At 40.9% G+C, this 19,011-nt stretch carries 22 protein-coding genes and 2 pseudogenes; 3 read left to right on the top strand and 21 right to left on the bottom strand.

All coding sequences use genetic code 11. The annotated features are described in order from the left end of the window. Window positions 1-299: 299 nt before the first annotated feature. Window positions 300-545: a 30S ribosomal protein S20 gene (gene rpsT, locus A6M13_RS01305; protein ID WP_066542305.1), complete on the top strand. Its 246-nt coding sequence runs from the start codon at window positions 300-302 to the stop codon at window positions 543-545. A gap of 115 nt (window positions 546-660) precedes the next feature. Here the strand turns inward: rpsT and holA are convergent, their stop codons facing one another. Continuing rightward, window positions 661-1,668, bottom strand: a complete 1,008-nt coding sequence (holA, locus tag A6M13_RS01300) for a DNA polymerase III subunit delta (RefSeq protein ID WP_066542304.1) — start codon at window positions 1,666-1,668, stop codon at window positions 661-663. A 145-nt stretch (window positions 1,669-1,813) separates the two neighbouring features. Between holA and A6M13_RS15950 the strand changes: the two genes are divergently transcribed. Beyond that, window positions 1,814-1,984 carry a YqzM family protein gene (locus A6M13_RS15950; protein ID WP_083998147.1) on the top strand — a complete coding sequence of 57 codons (171 nt, stop codon included), beginning with the start codon at window positions 1,814-1,816 and terminating at the stop codon, window positions 1,982-1,984. A gap of 48 nt (window positions 1,985-2,032) precedes the next feature. On the opposite strand, the gene A6M13_RS01295 is transcribed toward A6M13_RS15950, so the two are convergent. The 12 genes from A6M13_RS01295 to A6M13_RS01240 all read right to left on the bottom strand — a co-directional run bounded on the left by A6M13_RS01295 (window position 2,033) and on the right by A6M13_RS01240 (window position 11,556). Then, a complete protein-coding gene (locus tag A6M13_RS01295) occupies window positions 2,033-4,312 on the bottom strand; it encodes a DNA internalization-related competence protein ComEC/Rec2 (protein ID WP_083998145.1) in 2,280 nt (759 codons plus the stop codon). Next, entirely contained in the window at window positions 4,290-4,865 is a 576-nt protein-coding gene (locus A6M13_RS01290; protein WP_066542303.1) for a ComE operon protein 2, read from the bottom strand. Before A6M13_RS01290 ends, A6M13_RS01295 begins: the two co-directional genes overlap by 23 nt. Window positions 4,866-4,927: 62 nt before the next feature. Further along, window positions 4,928-5,536, bottom strand: a complete 609-nt coding sequence (locus tag A6M13_RS01285) for a helix-hairpin-helix domain-containing protein (RefSeq protein WP_066542302.1) — start codon at window positions 5,534-5,536, stop codon at window positions 4,928-4,930. An 89-nt stretch (window positions 5,537-5,625) separates the two neighbouring features. Then, a complete protein-coding gene (locus A6M13_RS01280; RefSeq protein WP_066542301.1) occupies window positions 5,626-6,363 on the bottom strand; it encodes a class I SAM-dependent DNA methyltransferase in 738 nt (245 codons plus the stop codon). A 1-nt stretch (window position 6,364) separates the two neighbouring features. Next, entirely contained in the window at window positions 6,365-6,718 is a 354-nt protein-coding gene (rsfS, locus tag A6M13_RS01275; RefSeq protein WP_066542300.1) for a ribosome silencing factor, read from the bottom strand. Continuing rightward, window positions 6,719-7,288, bottom strand: coding sequence for a bis(5'-nucleosyl)-tetraphosphatase (symmetrical) YqeK (gene yqeK, locus A6M13_RS01270; RefSeq protein ID WP_066542299.1), 570 nt, complete (start codon window positions 7,286-7,288; stop codon window positions 6,719-6,721). Beyond that, window positions 7,275-7,847: a nicotinate-nucleotide adenylyltransferase gene (locus A6M13_RS01265; RefSeq protein WP_066542298.1), complete on the bottom strand. Its 573-nt coding sequence runs from the start codon at window positions 7,845-7,847 to the stop codon at window positions 7,275-7,277. The genes yqeK and A6M13_RS01265 overlap by 14 nt, the downstream gene beginning before the upstream one ends. Before the next feature lie 18 nt (window positions 7,848-7,865). Continuing rightward, a complete protein-coding gene (gene yhbY / locus A6M13_RS01260; protein ID WP_066542297.1) occupies window positions 7,866-8,168 on the bottom strand; it encodes a ribosome assembly RNA-binding protein YhbY in 303 nt (100 codons plus the stop codon). 6 nt (window positions 8,169-8,174) lie between these two features. Beyond that, complete coding sequence (gene aroE / locus A6M13_RS01255) at window positions 8,175-9,002, bottom strand: shikimate dehydrogenase (RefSeq protein ID WP_066542296.1); 828 nt, start codon at window positions 9,000-9,002, stop codon at window positions 8,175-8,177. A 43-nt stretch (window positions 9,003-9,045) separates the two neighbouring features. Continuing rightward, complete coding sequence (yqeH, locus tag A6M13_RS01250; protein ID WP_066542295.1) at window positions 9,046-10,149, bottom strand: ribosome biogenesis GTPase YqeH; 1,104 nt, start codon at window positions 10,147-10,149, stop codon at window positions 9,046-9,048. Window position 10,150: 1 nt separating this feature from the next. Next, complete coding sequence (locus A6M13_RS01245) at window positions 10,151-10,666, bottom strand: YqeG family HAD IIIA-type phosphatase (RefSeq protein ID WP_066542294.1); 516 nt, start codon at window positions 10,664-10,666, stop codon at window positions 10,151-10,153. 110 nt (window positions 10,667-10,776) lie between these two features. Then, a complete protein-coding gene (locus A6M13_RS01240) occupies window positions 10,777-11,556 on the bottom strand; it encodes a phosphatidylserine decarboxylase (RefSeq protein WP_066542293.1) in 780 nt (259 codons plus the stop codon). 240 nt (window positions 11,557-11,796) lie between these two features. Between A6M13_RS01240 and pssA the strand changes: the two genes are divergently transcribed. After that, on the top strand, window positions 11,797-12,336 hold the full coding sequence (gene pssA / locus A6M13_RS01235) for a CDP-diacylglycerol--serine O-phosphatidyltransferase (RefSeq protein ID WP_066542292.1): 540 nt from the start codon (window positions 11,797-11,799) through the stop codon (window positions 12,334-12,336). Window positions 12,337-12,367: 31 nt separating this feature from the next. Here the strand turns inward: pssA and mtnN are convergent, their stop codons facing one another. The 8 genes and pseudogenes from mtnN to mltG all read right to left on the bottom strand — a co-directional run bounded on the left by mtnN (window position 12,368) and on the right by mltG (window position 18,959). Continuing rightward, the gene (gene mtnN / locus A6M13_RS01230; RefSeq protein ID WP_066542291.1) at window positions 12,368-13,060 is read right to left on the bottom strand and encodes a 5'-methylthioadenosine/S-adenosylhomocysteine nucleosidase; all 693 of its coding nucleotides are present in this window, start codon (window positions 13,058-13,060) and stop codon (window positions 12,368-12,370) included. Window positions 13,061-13,118: 58 nt separating this feature from the next. Then, a pseudogene (locus A6M13_RS16680) lies at window positions 13,119-13,355 on the bottom strand (GreA/GreB family elongation factor); the annotation flags it as partial. Window positions 13,356-13,580: 225 nt separating this feature from the next. After that, window positions 13,581-13,775: pseudogene (locus tag A6M13_RS16675) on the bottom strand (GreA/GreB family elongation factor); the annotation flags it as partial. Between the two features lie 209 nt (window positions 13,776-13,984). After that, window positions 13,985-14,620, bottom strand: a complete 636-nt coding sequence (gene udk, locus A6M13_RS01220) for a uridine kinase (RefSeq protein ID WP_066542290.1) — start codon at window positions 14,618-14,620, stop codon at window positions 13,985-13,987. Continuing rightward, complete coding sequence (locus A6M13_RS01215; protein WP_211270280.1) at window positions 14,617-15,912, bottom strand: peptidase U32 family protein; 1,296 nt, start codon at window positions 15,910-15,912, stop codon at window positions 14,617-14,619. Before A6M13_RS01215 ends, udk begins: the two co-directional genes overlap by 4 nt. Window positions 15,913-15,926: 14 nt before the next feature. After that, entirely contained in the window at window positions 15,927-16,862 is a 936-nt protein-coding gene (locus tag A6M13_RS01210) for a peptidase U32 family protein (protein ID WP_066542288.1), read from the bottom strand. Between the two features lie 5 nt (window positions 16,863-16,867). Further along, window positions 16,868-17,500, bottom strand: coding sequence for an O-methyltransferase (locus tag A6M13_RS01205; protein ID WP_066542287.1), 633 nt, complete (start codon window positions 17,498-17,500; stop codon window positions 16,868-16,870). A gap of 346 nt (window positions 17,501-17,846) precedes the next feature. Continuing rightward, window positions 17,847-18,959 (bottom strand): endolytic transglycosylase MltG, encoded by a 1,113-nt coding sequence (mltG, locus tag A6M13_RS01200; protein WP_066542636.1) that lies wholly within the window; start codon window positions 18,957-18,959, stop codon window positions 17,847-17,849. Window positions 18,960-19,011 lie beyond the last annotated feature (52 nt).

Below are 19,011 nucleotides of genomic sequence, written 5' to 3'. Positions count from 1 at the left end.
TGATTTAGTGACACATTTCTGCAAACGCTGAAATAGAAAGAAAATTCCCATATATAAAACAATAGCATTTCTGAAAAAATTATATAGCCTAATACTTCTGTTTCTTGTTAAAATGGAATTCAGCCTATGAAATAAGCGATATCCGTTCGTTTTACGGCGTTCTACGTGTCAAGTAAATATTCTTTGCATTTATCTATTGCAATTCCCTTCTACGTTTGGTAGAATGATTTTTGTTGTATTGACACATGAAATTAAAATGAGAAGAAATCATCTCGTACCTATTTTAGGAGGTGAAAGTTATGCCAAACATTAAATCTGCTATTAAACGTGTAAAAGTTGCTGAAAAAGCTAACGCTGCAAACGCTCAAGCTAAATCTGCAATGCGTACTACAGTGAAAAAAGCTGAGCAAGCATTAGTTGCTGGTGCTGAAAATGCTCCTGAATTAGTTGCTGCTGCTTCTAAAGCATTAGACAAAGCTGCTTCTAAAGGTCTTATCCACAAAAACGCTGCAGCTCGTAAAAAATCACGTCTTGCTGCTAAATAAGCCAAGCGTGTAACTAAGAGACAATCCTCGTGATTGTCTCTTTTTTCGTATACGCACATACATAAAAGCGCAGGCATAAACGAAATCATTCGTTCGTGCCTGCGCTTTTTATCATTTATAACGGCTGAATTAAAAATAATTCGAGATGTCGCTCACGATTGCCACCTGTTGTTTTTAATTTCAAATCCACATCCGCTAAACGATGCAATGCTTTTAATAACCGTTCCTCAGATGGGCGCTGACGATTTTCAACCATCAATTTCACGCGGTACGGATGGATTTTAAGCTGCTTCGCAATTTGCTGTGGATGATAGCCCTTTTTTTGCAAATAGTATACATTATTCATCGTACGAATATTAGATGCTAATAAACCAACAAGCATAATCGGCTCTTCTTTTTGTCGTAATAATTCATGATAAATCGTTACAGCCGTTGCCACATCACGCGCTAAATAAGCATTGAGCATTTTAAATGCATCATGCTCTAATGTTTTGGCAACTAAGTTTTCAACATCTTCTACTTGAATCACCGCGTCAGGACCAACAAATAATAATAATTTCTCGATTTCCATACGCATTTGCAGCATATTCGTGCCGACCATTTCCATCAGCTTTCCGATGGCATCTTCTGTAATTTGCCCTTGCTGCGCGCGAATCTCGTGTTGAATCCATATCGCTAAATCTTGCTCTTTCGGCACTTGTGCTTCTAGCAGTACCGCATGTTGCTTCAGTAATTTTGTTACCTTTTTACGTTCATCTAATTTTTCATATGGCGCTACAAAAACGGTCACACATTGCGCTGTCGGATGACCAAGCCATGCTTCTAAACGTTTTAAGTCGTGCTCTATTTTTTCTTTTCCTTTTTCTGTTGCGCGCAAAAAGCTCGCATTTCGTGCTACTACAAGCTTACGTTCCGAAAAAAACGGAATCGTATCTGCTTCGTCCATCACAAAATCTACTGGTTGCTCTGCACAATCAAACTGTGCATATTCTGCATCTTCTCCACCTAATGCTGCCCGTAATTTAGCAATTGTTTCATCAACATAATAGGCTTCTTCACCGACAAGCAGGTAGACTGGAGCGATATCGCCTTTTTGAATGTCGCGCCAAACTTTTGAAAACATGTGTCCACCTTCACTTTCTACTCCTCGTATTATACCGCTTGCCTTACAACGTATCAACACTTCATGGAAATTGATCATTTTCGAGCATATATGGCTTTTTTCTACTAAATATTTTATAATAAAAAAGAGAAAAGGAGGGAATGAAATGGCACAACCAACACATGTAAATGTCGAGACGCACAATCCTTTTGAAGGCAAAAATACAAATTGCAAACGAAATGATGCAATTGATGCAGGTGTAGGCTTCGTCGTATCGTTTGGCTTTTTTGCGACGATGTTTATTATTGCAACGATTATTCAATTTATTAACGCATAAGGAATTCCGATGAACGACGAAGCAAAGTTGCATGATGCAGCTTTGCTTTTATTGTTTAAGAAGCTGTACGTGCGGTGTAAGCGTAACTTTTAATGTTCCTTGCTCACCTGTTTGCCACATATAGGCGTCAATCGCTTGAAAACGTGCAACAACGTCGTTATGTGGGTGTCCATAGCGATTATCCTTCCCTGCACTAAAAATAACGACACGTGGCATCGTCGCTTGAATGAACGCCTCTGTACTGGACGTTTTACTGCCGTGATGCCCCGCCTTTAGCAAGGTTAATCCGCTGAGCGTTTGTCCGTAATCCTTCACAAGCTCTGCCTCACCACTTGCCTCTACATCTCCAGTTAGTAACACTTTATGCCACTTTGTTTGCAGTAGTAATACTAATGAGTCATCATTTCCTTCATATACGGTATCTTGCGGTGAAACATACTGCAAAAGAACATCTTTCGTTCCCCACTTATCGCCCGCGATTTTTTCATGTAACACAATGCGCTGCTCCTTTACGGTTTCAACAACATGTTGCATCGTATCCTCTTGCCACATATTCGGCGAAATATGCACGTCTTTTACACGCAGTTCTTCTAAAATTTCTTCTGCTCCCTCTATATGATCAGCGTCAGCATGTGTTAGCACAAGCGTATCAATCGTCGCAATACCAAGCCCTTTTATATACGGCACAACAATTTCTCTCCCCACTTCAAAATCACGTCCTCGCTGCCAGTCCTCTTCGTTAAAGCGTAGAACACCGCCTGCATCAACGAGAATAACCTTTTCACGGTACGGCAATTCAATGAGCACCGCGTCTCCTTGCCCGACATTGATAAAATGCAGTGTGACATGACGAACAGATAATACGCTCATCACTTCAATACAAAGAACCGGTACGAATAATATGACAGCGATTTTTCGCCAGCGCACACGACGTTCTATCGCGACAAATGTCATAAACACAGATACATAAGCAAGTACACAAAGCCCTAATGCAGGTCGCCCACTCACCCATTGCTGATATGGTAAGCTGCCTAACCAATAAATAAATTGTTGCAGTAATACACGCGGTGTTTCATAAAGAGGAAATAATCTATCACTCAAAAATTCGGGCAACACAAAAAATAGCACATTAATCGGTAAAATAATAAAAGAAAAAAGCGGGACAAAAATGACGTTCACAAAAAATGAGGATAGCGATAATGCGAAAAAATGATGGAGTAAAAGAGGATACGTAAGGAGTTGACATACAACCGTTACTAAAAACGATTGCATCCAAAAGTTTGAAGAGCGCTGTAAAATAGCGCCACTATAAAGTAACGCAAGTGAAGCTAAATACGATAATTGAAAGCCAATTTGAAACACAACACCTGGATTGACGAGAACATAGCCTAAAAAGCTAATGCAAATAATCGATGACAACGGAATCGGCTTCCGTAAAAACTGTAACAGTAACGCAATTTCAACAAAGCTAACCGCTCGCCAAACAGACGGTGCACCACCTGCTAACACGCCGTAAACAGGCAACATGATGAGCAACATAATATGAGCGATTTCCTTGCGCATACCACACCGCACACAAATGGCATATAACCCCCATGCTAACAAGGCGATATGCAACCCTGAAATCGCAAATAAATGCGTAATGCCGAGTGCTAAATAGGCCCGCTGCGCTTCTTCTTCCGTTTCTTGCTGGTCGCCAAACAATAATGCTTTCGCTTCTGGTGCTAGGCTTTGCGGAAATTTATTATCAATATATTGGTTCAACGTTAAACGCCATTTGTCGAGAAACTGCACGAGCGTTTGCTTCGACGTTTGTTCTTGCCAAGATATAACTTCATAGACACCTTGTGCGCGCTGTGACCGAATATAGGCATCCATTTGAAAACCATACTGGTGATTCGGCTCGCGCGGTGCGACAAGCTCGCCTTGCGCGTAAAATTGTCGTCCCGCTAAGCCTTCGTTCTCAAATTGTGTCTTCTCTTGCGCTGTTGTAAACTCATACATCACATACAATTTTTGTCGCTCAGTATTTGTCGCAAAGCCGCGCAATGTATCGCCACTAATCGTATAACGCCCCGTCCACGTTAATAGCTGTTCATGCGTAACTGGCTTTGTTAGCGTCCATTGCACGTATTCACTATAACTATATGCACATAAAAGCACGAGCACCGCACAGCCATACATTGTGCGCGTTTGTTTTTTATACAGTAACCAACCGACTAGTAATACGACTGCCAACAGTGCCTGCATATGTACATAGCTTGCGACAATACCAATCAATGCACTGACTGCTGCAATCAACCATTTATACGGATAATTGTTGCGCAAATAATTCGTTCACCCTTTGCTCAAAGGACCTCACTTTTTCTGGCAGAGCGCCATTTACACGCAATTCATCAAGCATTTCCATATAAAGCATTAATTTTTCTTGTTGTAAAAAATCAACGGTACGTTCGTCAAACGGCACTTGTACGACTTCAACGCCTGCCTGCTGTAACAGTTCAATCGCATACGCATGATTTTTATAATCTTGAGCATAATACACATGTGAAATACCTGCTTGAATGATCGATTTCGTACACGGCAAGCACGGGAAATGTGTGACATAAACTGCTGCGCCATTCGTTTGTGTGCCGTATTTTGCACATTGTAGTAAAGCATTCATCTCTGCATGAACGGTACGTACGCAGTGATTATCAATAACATAACAGCCATGGTCTATACAGTGGTCACCGCCAGAAATTGAACCGTTGTATCCGCCTGCAATGACGCGATGTTCCCGTACAATAATGGCACCTACTGCCAAACGGGTACATGTGCTACGTAATGCGAGTAAATGACTTTGTGCCATAAAAAATTGATTCCATGTAATGCGTTCCATATAACACCCTCCACTCTTTTATACGTTATTAGTGTAGACTGTTCCGAAAAGTTTGACTAGCGTTATTTCACTGTTATGAGGTCTGACAATTGTTCAAATGATTTATCACCAATACCGCTGACATCCTTCAAACCATCTGTCGTGGAAAATGTACCATGTTCTTGGCGATGCGCGACAATCGCAGCGGCTTTTGCTGGACCTATACCCGGAAGCTCTTGCAGCTGCTGTTCTGTCGCTGTATTAATATTAATGAGTGATGTACTTGAAGAGGCGTCAGCGGTCGCTACTGAGGCTGTTGGCAATACGGGTATCTCTTCTCCGTGACGCGGGACATAAATGATAAGCTCATCCGCTAATTTTTGCGCATGGTTAATAAGTGTACTATCCGCGTCATCTACATAGCCTCCAGCCGCTTCTATTGCGTCTACAATGCGCTGTTCTGCTGTAAATGTATATACACCTGGATAATGCACCGCGCCCTTTACATCGACTGTGACGTTTTGTGGTGGCTCTGCTTCAATGGGTTGTTGTTCTGACGTTTCGAGTTCTGTTTGTGGTGTAGCTTCAATTGGCGGGAGTGCCATTGGTTCAGTATCACGCTCGGTGATGAAGAAAAATAAAAAGAGGAGTATGGCGGCTGCTGGAACAGCGGCATATTTAACATAAGGCATCTTCAAAAAACCTCCGTACACATATAAAAGAGGAATCGGTTATATGGAGACACCTCCACTATAACTGATTCCTCTTTTATTGACTAGCCTTATTTTACAGCGCGAATAAAAATACGTTCGCTATCATCTTCAGGCGCTTCGTTTGACCAATCTGCTGTCACCGTTACATCGCTAAAGCCAATTTGCTGTAGCCACGTAACGTACTGCTCCGGCGCATAAGAACGCTGGTAATGCTCTTCATCAAAACGCTCGAATAAGCCCGACTGCTCACGTACAAAAAACGTAATTTGTGACGCGATAGCATGCGCCTCGTCTGTCGGCTCTGTGTGCCATACATACGTAATATCGCCGTCATCATACGTAAACGGACCATCTAAGAAAATATCATTCATTTTAAATAAAGAATGGACATCAAAGAACAGTTGACCACCGTTACGTAACGCCTTATAAATACGTTGAAGTGTTTCGATCACTGCCGCTTCCTCGCGTACGTAATTCAGTGAATCAATCGGAATGACCGCTACATCTAACGCCTCAAAGCCCTCTAGTTCATCCATTGACATCGCAAATAATGGAATCGATAAACCCATAGCGCTAAAACGCTCCTGCGCCACACTTAACATATCCTCTGATAAATCTAAGCCGCTGACGTGATAGCCCGCCTGTGCAAACATCGCAGCCAGTACGCCTGTACCACAGCCAATATCTAATAGCTTCGGAAACGAATCACACGGTGCATACTGCATCACCCATTCTACATACGTATCGTACGGGATATCGGTCATTAGCTCGTCATATACATGTGCGAAACGCTCATAGCTATTCATATTAAATCGTTTGAGCGTCTACGTTTAATTGCGGAGCATCTCCCCATAGGCGCTCTAAGTTATAGTAACCACGCTCATCTTTATGGAATACATGTGCAACAACGTCACCCATATCGACTAATACCCAACGACCTAAATCAAAACCTTCTACACGCTTCACATCAATACCTTCTTCACGTGCTTTTTCAACCATTTCACGTGCGATAGCTTGTACTTGACGCTCAGAGCTACCTTCACAGATTAAGAAGAAGTCCGCTAGTAACGAAATACCTTCCATATTTAAAACAACGATATCTTCAGCGCGCTTATCATCGGCTGCTTTATATACTACATTTAATAAATTTAAGTTTGACATTTATAAGTTCCTTTCTGACGACATTAAGTCGTTATAGCATTCGATCGATTGTGGGAATACCGCAATACCGCTTGCAATTAAATGCGTTAATGAATGCTTCACGCATGCTTCTAGCACGTCGTTAAGGTCATCATACATCATTTCGCGCAATTCATCGACTCCGGGGAATTGGCGGTTCGGCTCCAACATATCTGCTACATATAAAATTTTCTCTAAGTTGGACATATTCGCACGTCCGGTTGTATGGTAACGCATGGCATTTAATACATCTTCGTCGGTTATGCCGAATTCACGCGTAGCAATGACTGCCGCCACCGGACCATGAAGTAGTTCACTACCCCAACCGATTAAACGCATATCTAGCTGTTCATCACGTACGATTTGTTCCATCCACGCAACGTCCGCATACTTCGCCACGTCATGCAAAATGGCCGCTGTTTGTGCCGCTTCAACCGACGCGCCGTAATGCTTCGCAAGCTTCATCGCTGTTTCTTCCACACCCAATGTATGCATATAGCGTTTTTGTGGCATACGTTCTTTAATATAGGCCAAATAATCAAGTCGCCCCATACAAACCTTCCTTTCGAATATAGTGTTCTACAGCTTGTGGTAATAAATAGTTGACCGTATATGCTTGTAGTAGTCGTTCGCGTAAAAGAGTGGACGAGACATCTAGCTGTGGCGTGTCTAGCATGTGTACAGCATATGGTGACGTTGCCACATATCCTGGACGCATAATGCCGACAAATGTCACTAGCTTCACTAATTCCTCAATACGCACCCATGTATGCAATGTACTTACGGAATCGCCACCAATAATAAAGTAAAAGCGGCTTTCCGGCTCACGCTGCGTAAGAGCTGTCATCGTATCAACGGTATAGGATGTGCCACCTCGTTGTAACTCATATTGCTCGATGCAAAACTTTGGCTCTTGTTTGATTAATGCTTGTAACATCGCTATACGTTGCGCATCACTCGGCATATAGGCCACTTCTTTATGTGGTGGCACTGCATTTGGCATAAAACGTACCTCGTCTAAGCCAAGTGCATGCATCGCTTCATTTGCCATTAACAAATGTCCGACGTGTGGCGGATTAAATGTCCCACCTAAAATCCCAATCTTTTTCACGAATCGCTCGACTCCTTCTTACTTCGCAGCTTTCGGTAAAACGATTTTTTTATTTTCGCGTGATTCTTTATATAATACAACCGTTAAGCCGATTAATTGCACTAACTCTGCACGTGCACCTGTTGCTAATGCTTTTGCTACATCGTTTTTATCTTCTTCACAGTTATCTAAAATACGTACTTTAATTAACTCACGTACCTCTAATACTTCACGAATACTTTTAATCATTTCGCCATTTACGCCGCCTTTTCCAACTTGGAAAACCGGTGTTAAATGATGTGCTTCTGCACGTAAAAAACGTTTTTGTTTACCTGTTAACATAATAAATTAATTTCCTCCTAATTGCTGCGTAATACGAGCAATCATTGCATTTGTATTTGGTGTTTTTTGTAGCCAATGCTCATAGGCAATAGCTCCTTGATGCACAAACATACCGACACCTGTAACGATTGTTGCGCCCTTTTGTTGTGCCGCTTCTAAAAACGGCGTCATCAGCGGATTATACACGATATCTGCCACAATTGCATGTGCCGCTAAATGATCCAGTGAAAACGGCATGCTAAATGCATCGTTTAAGCCCGCTGACGTTGTTTGCACTAAAATACCGTACTGCGCAAGTTGTTCACCCGCTTCAACAAGTGAACATGCCTGCCCAACGCCAAGCTCTTGAATAATCGCTTGCGCTTTTTCAACGGTACGATTAGCAATTGTAATATTTGTATAGCCAGAAGCGACAAGTGCAAAAGCAATGCCTCGCGCTGCGCCTCCAGCACCGATTAATAGTAGTGCACGATTCTTTTCGTTCGTGCCAACAGCCTCTTCTAATGAACGAACAAAGCCTAAGCCATCTGTGTTATAGCCTTTTAACGTACCATCTGCTTGACGCACAACGGTATTGACTGCCCCCATATGTTTTGCCTGCTCATCTAGCTCGTCTAAAAATGGGATGATTGCCTCTTTATGCGGAATCGTCACATTCCAGCCACTAATACCTAATACTTTCATCGACGTAACCGCCTGCTCTAATGTATCAGGTGTAACATGGATTGGCACATATGCCGCATCTTCTTGCAAATCATCATACCAGAAATGATGCATTTCCGGTGATTTTGAATGGTGAATCGGATCTCCAATAACAGCAAACCATTTTTTCATTATTTACAACCCCAGCTCTCTCCAAGAATGTGCTACTACTCGTTTAAATTAATGATGGACGAACAAATACTTCGACACCTTTTGGCGCGTACGCTGCGATGACAACATTTGCATGCTGTACCGTAATCCAGCCTAAGCCAGAAAATACAACGTCTGTTTTCGCATCTTTAATCGAAAATTCATGACGGACAAATTCCGGTAATTTATCAATATGCGCCGCAGTTGGTGGTGCTAATAAATCACCGCGGTGGTTCGCGTATAACTCATCTGCCTTCTCTAACTTCGTACGGTGAATTGGTAAATCATTCGCAATATGCACCGTAAACGCTGAACGCTCACCTTGAATGAAGTCAAAGCGCGCTAATGCACCGATGAATAATGTTTGTCCTGCATTTTGTTGATAGACTTTTGGTTTAATTTCTTTTTTCGGCATAATATATTTTAACTCAGACGCGTCTAAATAATGTGCCATTTGGTGATGATTAATAATCCCTGGTGTATCAAATAATGCCGCACCGTCATCAAGTGGGATACCAATCATATCAAGCGTTGTACCAGGGAAATGTGATGTGGTAATGACTTCACCTTCACCTGTTGCTTGTTTAATAATACGGTTAATAAATGTTGATTTCCCTACGTTTGTACAACCAACAACATATACGTCGCGGTCATTACGATATTCTTCAATCGCTTCGATCACGTCTGCCATACCGATCCCTTTATGTGCCGATACTAATTTAACATCGACCGCATTTAAACCAAGCGCTTTTGCTTCACGGCGTAACCAGTTAATCACTTTATTGTGTTTCACTGACTTCGGTAATAAATCGACTTTGTTCGCCACAAGTAGGACCGGATTTTTACCGACAAAGCGGTGAAGACCTGGTAACCAGCTACCATTAAAATCAAAAATATCTACGATTTTAACGATTAAACCATCCTGTTGTCCTAAACCGTTTAAAATACGTAAAAAGTCATCGTCCGTTAAACTCACTGGCTGAATTTCATTGTAGTTTTTTAAACGGAAACAGCGTTGACAAATAATCGTTTCCTTTTCTAATGATGAGGCTGGTGCATAGCCTAGTCCATTTTTATCTTCTGTTTGAATCTCTGCACCACAGCCGACACATTGTAATGTTTCGTTCATGTTAGTCCTCCCAAGTTGTAATACCTTTTCGTTGTAAATCATTAAAAACACGACGCTCGACAAAGCGGTTAAAGCGTGTCACAAAGCCATCTGACTGCGCTACTGGACGCACTAAAATTGTATATAGTTTTAAACGGTTTCCACCCATTACATCCGTTAGTAATTGGTCACCCACCATCGCGACTTCATGCTCACGTAATTTTAAGCGTACCATCGCCCGATAATATGCTGAACCGAGTGGCTTACGCGCTTTATGAATGTACGGTACACCGATAGGGTCCGCAAAACGTTTCACGCGCGCTTCGTTATTATTCGATACAATTATGACACGGATACCCGCTTCTTTCATTAATAATAACCACGTTTGAATTTCTTCTGTGGCATCTTCGCGGTCCCATTCAACTAATGTATTGTCTAAGTCTGTAATAATACCACGAATGCCAAGCGCCTCTAATTTTTCAGGCGTAATAGCAAAAATATTATTGACGTATTCCTTTGGCAATAAAAAATTATACACTGTTCTAGCCACCTTTTACTCTAGTTGTTCGCTACTTACGCGACACAATAAAATGAATTCACGCACAAAACGTGAATTCATTTAAACGTCTGTTGAAATTAACTAATCTATTATAACATATTTGCGAACGCTGTACCCATTCGAATCATCGAACCTTGCACAACATTTTCGGTAAATTCAACCGTTTCTTGCTCAAATAGCATGACAACTGTTGAGCCAAACGTGAAATACCCCACTTCTTCACCGCGCACCCACTCGTTCGATGTATTCGTTAGCGCAATGGAGTTCACAAACATGGCGCCCACTTTAATAAAATCCATCTGTACACCATTCGTTGCTTGTAACTGTGTCACCATTCGGTAGTTATGGGATAACGGCTTCTTCCCAAACGTTAAGCCCATTTCATTTACCGGATAAGAATTTTGCCCGAGTACATATTGACGAACAACATGTGCATCTACAGGGCTATGCATGCGATGATAATCTGCTGGGCTTAAATAGAAGACAATGTACCGCCCATTACGATAAGCGTTTGCGCGCTGCTCATTGCCGAGTAAATCCTCTAAACAATACGCTTTGCCTTTCACCATAAACACCATGTCATCGGTAATGTGCCCAAATGATTCGACTTTCGCGTCTACAGGACTTACAAGCGCATCGCCAGCATCAATTGGACGCGCATCTTCCTGTAATTCACGCGTAAAAAAATCATGTAAAGATGTAAATTCCTCAAGCGGTTTTGAAACCTCCGCAATATTAATATCGTATACTTTACTATACGAGGAAATCATACGCTTGCTGAATGATGATGTCACTGCTTTTTGCAAAACAACTGAAGACCAGCGTTTATTCGTTAGTTCAATACACTGTTGGTACAATTTTTCAATCATAAAATTCCTCACTTAAATTCATTCTTACATTTTTTCGCTATTCCAAGTATAATGAGAAAGATAAAGTTTTGGTATAAGTGTGTACATTTCTCACGAATTTCTATACACTTAAGGAATGTATGTGCTCTTTTTATTTAAACATGTCTGACCTTATTATACAATGCACATACGCATAGAATCACAAAAATGCTATAGGAATGGACGCGTTCATTATCCTATAATCCAAAGGAGTGTTTCCCCATGTTTCTTCTTCATATGGTGGATACAACGGTAAAAAAACTAAAATCGCAAGCTGCAAATATTTTAACGATTGCCAACATGTCATTTGGTGGCGCATCGATTATGGCAACATTCGAAGGCTATTATAGCTATGCCATTTTATTTATTTTCATTGCAGCACTACTAGACCGCTATGACGGCAAAGTGGCGCGTAAACTACAGCAAGAATCCGAGCTTGGTAAACAGCTTGATTCGATGAGTGATATTATTTCATTCGGCGTAGCGCCTGCCTTGCTTGCTTATCAAGTTGTGTTACATGATTTCAGTACAGTCGGGATGATTATGACCGTACTTTATATCGTTTGCGGTGCTTTACGTTTAGCTCGATTCAACGTTTCAGAGTCAAATGGCTATTTCACAGGGCTGCCAATTACAGCGGCTGGTTCTCTGCTAACGTTCACAATCTTCTTTTTAGATTTTGCGAATCCTGTTTTCTATATGTTTTTAACACCGATTTTAGCTATCCTCATGATCAGCACATTTACGATAAAAAAAGTGTAGTCCTTAATAAAGGGACTACACTTTTTATTTATTATAATGTTTCGATTGCTTTTAATACGACTTGTGTCGAATGTTTTGCGGCTACCGGTAAAAATTCATCAAAGCTAATGTTTGATTGTTGTCCTGCAATATCCGATAACGCACGAATGACAACAAATGGCGTACCAAATTGGTAACATACTTGTGCAACAGCTGCTGCTTCCATTTCGACAGCTTTCATTGTTGGGAATTGTCCACGTACAAGTTCTGCACGAACAGGGTCGCTCATAAATACATCACCTGAACAAATTAAGCCAACACCATATTTATGCTCACCTACTGCTTCAACCGCTTCTTTTGCCACCTCGATTAATTTCGCATCCGCTTTAAACGCTGCCGGCATTTGCGGTACTTGACCGATTTCATAGCCAAATACACATGCATCCACATCATGGTGACGCACTTCATCCGAAATAACAACTGCCCCTACTTCAAGTGTCGGATCATAACCACCTGCTGAACCTGTATTAATGACAACTGTTGGTTTATAGCGGTCTAGTAAAATTGCCGTTGACATTGCTGCGTTTACTTTACCAATACCACTCTTCATTAAAATGACATCTTTACCGGCATATGTACCCGTCGTATATTCTGTACCTGCGATTTTTTCAGTTGCGACATTTTCTAATGTGTCACGTAATAACTGTACTTCTTCTTCCATTGCACCAATTACTGCAATTTTCATACAAATTCCTCCTCGTTAAAAGAAGCCTGCACGCAGCAAGCTTCTTGATGTAATTCTATTATTGAATTTTAATGATTTTCACTTCCATGTCGCCACCAGGAGTCGCGATTTTCACAACATCGCCTACTTTACGCTCAAGTAAACCACGCGCGATTGGTGAGTCATTTGAAATTTTACCTTCAAATGGGTCAGCTTCCGCAGAACCAACGATTGTATATGACTCTTCGTCATCTTCGCCTACTTCTACGAATGTTACTGTTTTACCGATTGTCACAACTTCAGATGTTTTCTTTTCAGCGTCTACTTCTACAGTTGCTAAAAGCTCTTCCACTTTTTCAGCATACCATTTTTCAAGCTTTACTTTTTCATCTAATAACGCCGCTTCTTCTTTTGCGTTATTTTCTTTCGCTGTAACACTTGCTGCTTCGTACTCAGCTACTTTTTCTTGTGCTTCTGCTAAGTAAGCTTCTAATTTTGCTTTATCATCAAGTGAAATTTTTTCATCAATAATTTCAACAAAACGTAGCATATTGTTAATTGTTGCAATTCGACCTTCTAGGATTGATTGCTCTTCTTTTGCTGCATGGTACTCAGCATTTTCCGATAAATCTCCTAATTCACGCGCTTCTTTAATACGCGCTACGATTTCTGGACGGTTAATTTTAATTAACTGCTCCATTTCACGTTCTTTTTCTAATTTCCCTAAAATTGTCATAGGGTATTTTTTTTCATTAGACAACTTCATTCACTCCTTAGATTTTCACGCTTTAAAGCGATTACAAAATAGAAAAACTCGACCATTAGAGGAAACATCCCTAAAATGGTCGATTTTGTGTAAGCATTATATAGCGTTAATTGTAATGTATATAGGAAAAATTTTCAATAGCTTATCAATGAGCTATCGTTCATACTTTCCCTATCATATTACATAACGTCATTTGATTCAAGAATTGTTTTAATTTTTGTAATCAATAGGTCGATGGCTACTTCGTTACCGCCACCTTCTGGAATGATTAAATGCGCATGGCGCTTCGTTGGCTCAATAAATAAATTGTGCATCGGACGAACCGCTGATAAATATTGGTCAATTACTGAATCTGCTGTACGACCACGCTCTTTAATATCACGTTGAATACGACGAATAATACGTAAATCAGCATCTGTATCTACAAAGATTTTAATATTCATTAAATCGCGTAAACGCTCATCTTCTAACACTAAAATACCTTCGACGATAATTACATCAACTGGCTCTACTGCAATCACTTCTTCTGCACGCGTATGATTCACATAGTCATACACCGGCTTTTGTACAGGTTTACGATCAATTAATGATGTCACATGCTCGATTAATAAATCTGTATCAAACGCAAATGGGTGGTCATAGTTTGTTAATAAACGCTCATCAAACGTTAAGTGAGCTTGGTCTTTATAATAATAATCTTGCTCGATTACTACTACTGAATGTTCTTTAAATACTTCATATACGGCACGTGTAACACTTGTTTTACCTGAACAAGAGCCACCTGCGATACCGATTACTACAGGGCGTTTTGTCATACTTTTTTAAGCTCCTTACGCATCATATTATTTGGATAAACTGGGTGATCTACTTTAAAACGAATGGTTGCTAACGGATGACGGGCTGCATCAAGTGCTACCCCTTTGTCATCATAAATATCGCCAACCGTCATTTGATAACTTTGGATTTCTGGACCGAAAAATTCAATCGTGTCACCTGGTCGGAAGAAATTACGTTGCTGTAATGTCACCATTTGTGTAGTTGCATCATAGTCTAATACAACACCGGCAAAATCCCATGCTGCATTTTTTGTCTTCGCTGCCTCAGCACCGAACATTTGCTGGTCAACACCTGGCGCGTCTAAGAAGAACGATGATGCTGTATCACGGTTTGCACAACGGTCTAACTCTTCTAGCCATTCACGTTTGATTGTGAAGTTTTCAGGATCTGCGCAATACGCATCAATTACTTTACGATACACTGAAATAACAGTTGCTACGTAGTGAATCGATTTCATGCGCCCTTCTACTTTCAATGAATCAATACCAAGCTCAATCATGTGTGGAATAGATTCGATTAACTTTAAATCTTTCGGGCTCATGGCAAATGGCGCGTCCTCTTCGGTAAATAATGCTACCTCTTCGCCGTCTTGCTGTTCATATAAATCATAATCCCAGCGACAAGACTGGCAGCAGCCACCACGGTTTGAATCGCGCGCAGTCATATGGTTCGATAACACGCAACGACCAGAGTAAGCGATACACATCGCACCGTGCACGAACGCCTCGATTTCGATATCCACTTCCTCTTTCATTTTGCGCATTTCCTCGCCACCAACTTCACGTGCAAGTACAACACGGTGTAACCCTTCATCTTTCCAATACTTCACAGCTTTCCAGTTGGATAAGGACTGCTGCGTCGATAAGTGGATTTCAAGCTTCGGTGCGGCTTTACGGCATGTTTCAATAATAAGCGGATCCGCTACAATAATACCGCGTACACCTGCGCCTTCAATCGCTTGTAAGTATTCTGTTAAGCCATCCATATTTTCGTTATGTGCAAAAATATTCGTTGTGACATAAATAACAGCACCATACTTCTCCGCAAACTCTACCCCTTCACGCATTTCTTCAATCGTGAAGTTGCCGGCATTTGAACGTAGACCAAACTCTTGTCCGCCGATAAATACCGCGTCTGCGCCATAATGCACCGCTACTTTTAGCTTTTCTAAGTTGCCGGCAGGTGCTAATAATTCTGGCTTTTTCGTAATGACTGTTTTGCCGTCTACAACCGAACGAATTTTATCATTTTGAATTAGTTGTAACATCATGTACCCCCCTCGTCCTAATAAACCGTTTCTTTAAAAATGAAACCTGTATCTAGTGGACGTAATGCTGGTTGAATCTCCTCAATTTGTGCAAGTAAATCGTCTTTGATCTCCTCATACGCATCGACACCTTCGTCAAAATACGCATCAATTGCTTGACGATATAAATTTGTGACACGTACTGTGTACGCAAACTCTTGCAGCACAGCATCAAATTTCAACGCATCAATGCCTGCTTCAAACAGCTCTGTTAATTCATCAATAATACACATATCATTTGGTGAGAAAATGTGCGTACCATTCATATCTTCATAAATTGGGTATTTATTTTTACGCTCTTTGTCATGTAAAAACATATTGCGATTGTCTTTACGATTTTCGACTTCCATCACTTCATCGCGATATAAGAAGTAATTGCCTAGCAATGAACGCTTCGACTGGAACATACATGTCATGCCGTGCACTTGCACTTCAATGGCAACGTTCGCATGCTCCTTCGTTTCTAACACTTCCTCCATCGACAGCTCACGCGCTAATACCGCTCGTGTTGCTCCGCGCTCGCCCCAATAATTGCATTGGAACCAGTTTGTTGCAATTGTCTCTGGACTCCAGTGTAGTGGAATCGTAATGCCAAGTTCTCTAACCGCTACCACAACAGCAGGGTCACCGAATAACAACGCATCGACACCGATGTCTTGCATTTGCTGTAAATACACATCAAGCGCTTCTAAACGGTCATTATGAAACAGTACATTCACCGCTACGTATACTTTCTTACCTGCTGCATGAATAATCTTTGTTGCCTCACGTACTTCGTCTACCGTAAAGTCTCCAGCTAAACGTAGACCAAACTTTTGTTCACCAATGACAAATGCATCAGCGCCAGCTGCTAGTAAAGCTTCTACATGTGCCACAGATTGTGGCGTCACTAATAATTCAGGTTTTTTTGTCACGTTGCTCACCTCTTCAAACAAATTAAAATACCATCGCCAATCGGGAAGAAGGCAGATGTGTACTCCTCATGACTTAAAATCCAGTCTGAGAATGTTTTTAAATTTCGAATCATTGTACGCTTACGACGCGGTACTTCTTTAATATCTAAATCAGATAATCCATGCATATACATATTATCAATATATAAAATGCCGCCGCTCGGTACTAATGGCGAATATTTTTCAAAGAACTTTTGATACTGCCCTTTGGCTGCATCAATAAACACCGCATCATATTGTGGTAATAAATCAGCATTATCAACTTCTAATGCATCCCCTTCAATGACGCGAATTTGCGCGGCAACGTCTGAACGGCCAATAAAGTCGCGCGCCTTCTCGACACGGGCTGTATCGCGCTCAATCGTCGTAATGTGCACATTAGGCAATGCTTCTGCCATACGCATCGCTGAATAGCCAATTGCTGTACCGATTTCTAAAATCGTTGCTGGATTTTGAATGCGTAACAATTGTGCTAATGCTTCAATTCCGGCAAGTTGCATAATTGGTACATGGTGTTCTTCTGCATAGCGCTCCATTTCTAGTAACAATTCGCTACGCTCATGAATAAAGGTCGCAATGTAGTGATCAGATAATTCCATTTCACGTTACTCCTTACTTTTTTGAATGTCTCTATACTTTTCCTCTGCGAAAACGTCCACTTCTTCTGCCGTCAATATATGTTCATCGCTTACAGGGCAAAACATCACATATTTCTGCACAAAGTCCAAAAAATAGCCGTTTATACACAGAAAAAAGGAGAGCAGCACTTGCGCCCACCTTCATGTATCTTTTATCATTCAACAGTTGTTAAACATCAAAAAATCACAATCTATAATAACATGAAAATCAGAGGAAAGCGACTGTTCTTTCCTCTGACCCGTTGTTATTTTGAAATTGTGACAAATTGATGGGAAAGACTCATCTTTTCAATATACTGCATGCCTATTATTCGTATTGCGTATCAATGTATTTGGCAACATTTTGCTGATGCTCTTCGTATGTTTTCGCGAAGTAGTTTTTGCCATCTTTGTCCGCTAAGAAGAATAAATACTCCGTTTTTGATGGACTTAATGCGGCTTCCATTGACGCTGTACCTGGTGTTGCGATTGGTCCTGGTGGTAATCCTTGATTTTTATACGTGTTATATGGATTATCTACTTCTAAATCTGAATAAAGTACACGGTCCTTATGCTCACCTAACGCATATAAAACAGTTGGGTCCGTTTGTAATGGCATTCCTTCATCAAAACGGTTATAGAACACACTCGCAATCGTTGCGCGGTCTGTTGCGGCTGTCGCTTCTTTTTCAAGCAGTGACGCGAACGTTAAAAACTTATGTGCTGTGTTAATATCTTCAATCGCCGCAATTGCTTCTTGATACTGCACAACATATTTATTCGTTTCTTCTAACATTTGTTCAATAATCACTGTCAGTGGTGGATTTTCCTCATAGTACGGATATGTTGCAGGGTATAAATAGCCTTCTAGCGGATGACGTACATTCTCTGCAAGCATTTCTTCTGGATTAATTAATGTTGGATATTTCGCTGCAAGCTCTTGAATATATGCAGGGTCATCCACTTTTGCTAAAAAGTCTTCTGCTGTGTGCGTTGTTTTCTCAGCCACACGCTCTGCAATTTGTTCAACAGTCCAGCCTTCATTATACGTAATTGTAAATAATGGCTCACGGTATAATTTCCCAGACTTTAAACTTTCAATCAGTTCATCTAATGTCATTGCCTGTGATAAATCATATGTACCGGCTTGGAACTGTGATTCATTTTTAAACTTCGCATAGTATTTAAATATTTTCGCATCTTTTACGAGCTGATTGTCCTCTAAAATCGTCGCGATCGTTGTAACACCTGACCCTAATGGAATTTCAATTTCCACTGTTTCCTCAGAATCTGGATTCATCGGTTTTAATGCACTTGTAATATACGAATAGCCATAAATGCCAATGCCTAGCATGATGACAACAAAGGCTGCTGCTACGATTAAAAAGATTTTACGCGCTTTTTTCATTTCGCCTTTACGTTCCGCTATATTTTGGAACATTTGCTGTTTCTTTTCTGGTCCCACTTAGGTGATCCCCCCTACTTTTTTCTGT

Origin of the sequence: Caryophanon tenue (assembly GCF_001700315.1) — a bacterium.
GTDB lineage: Bacteria > Bacillota > Bacilli > Bacillales_A > Planococcaceae > Caryophanon > Caryophanon tenue.
The sequence above is the reverse complement of the archived record's forward strand: the minus strand, read 5'-3'. Positions and strand labels throughout refer to the sequence as shown.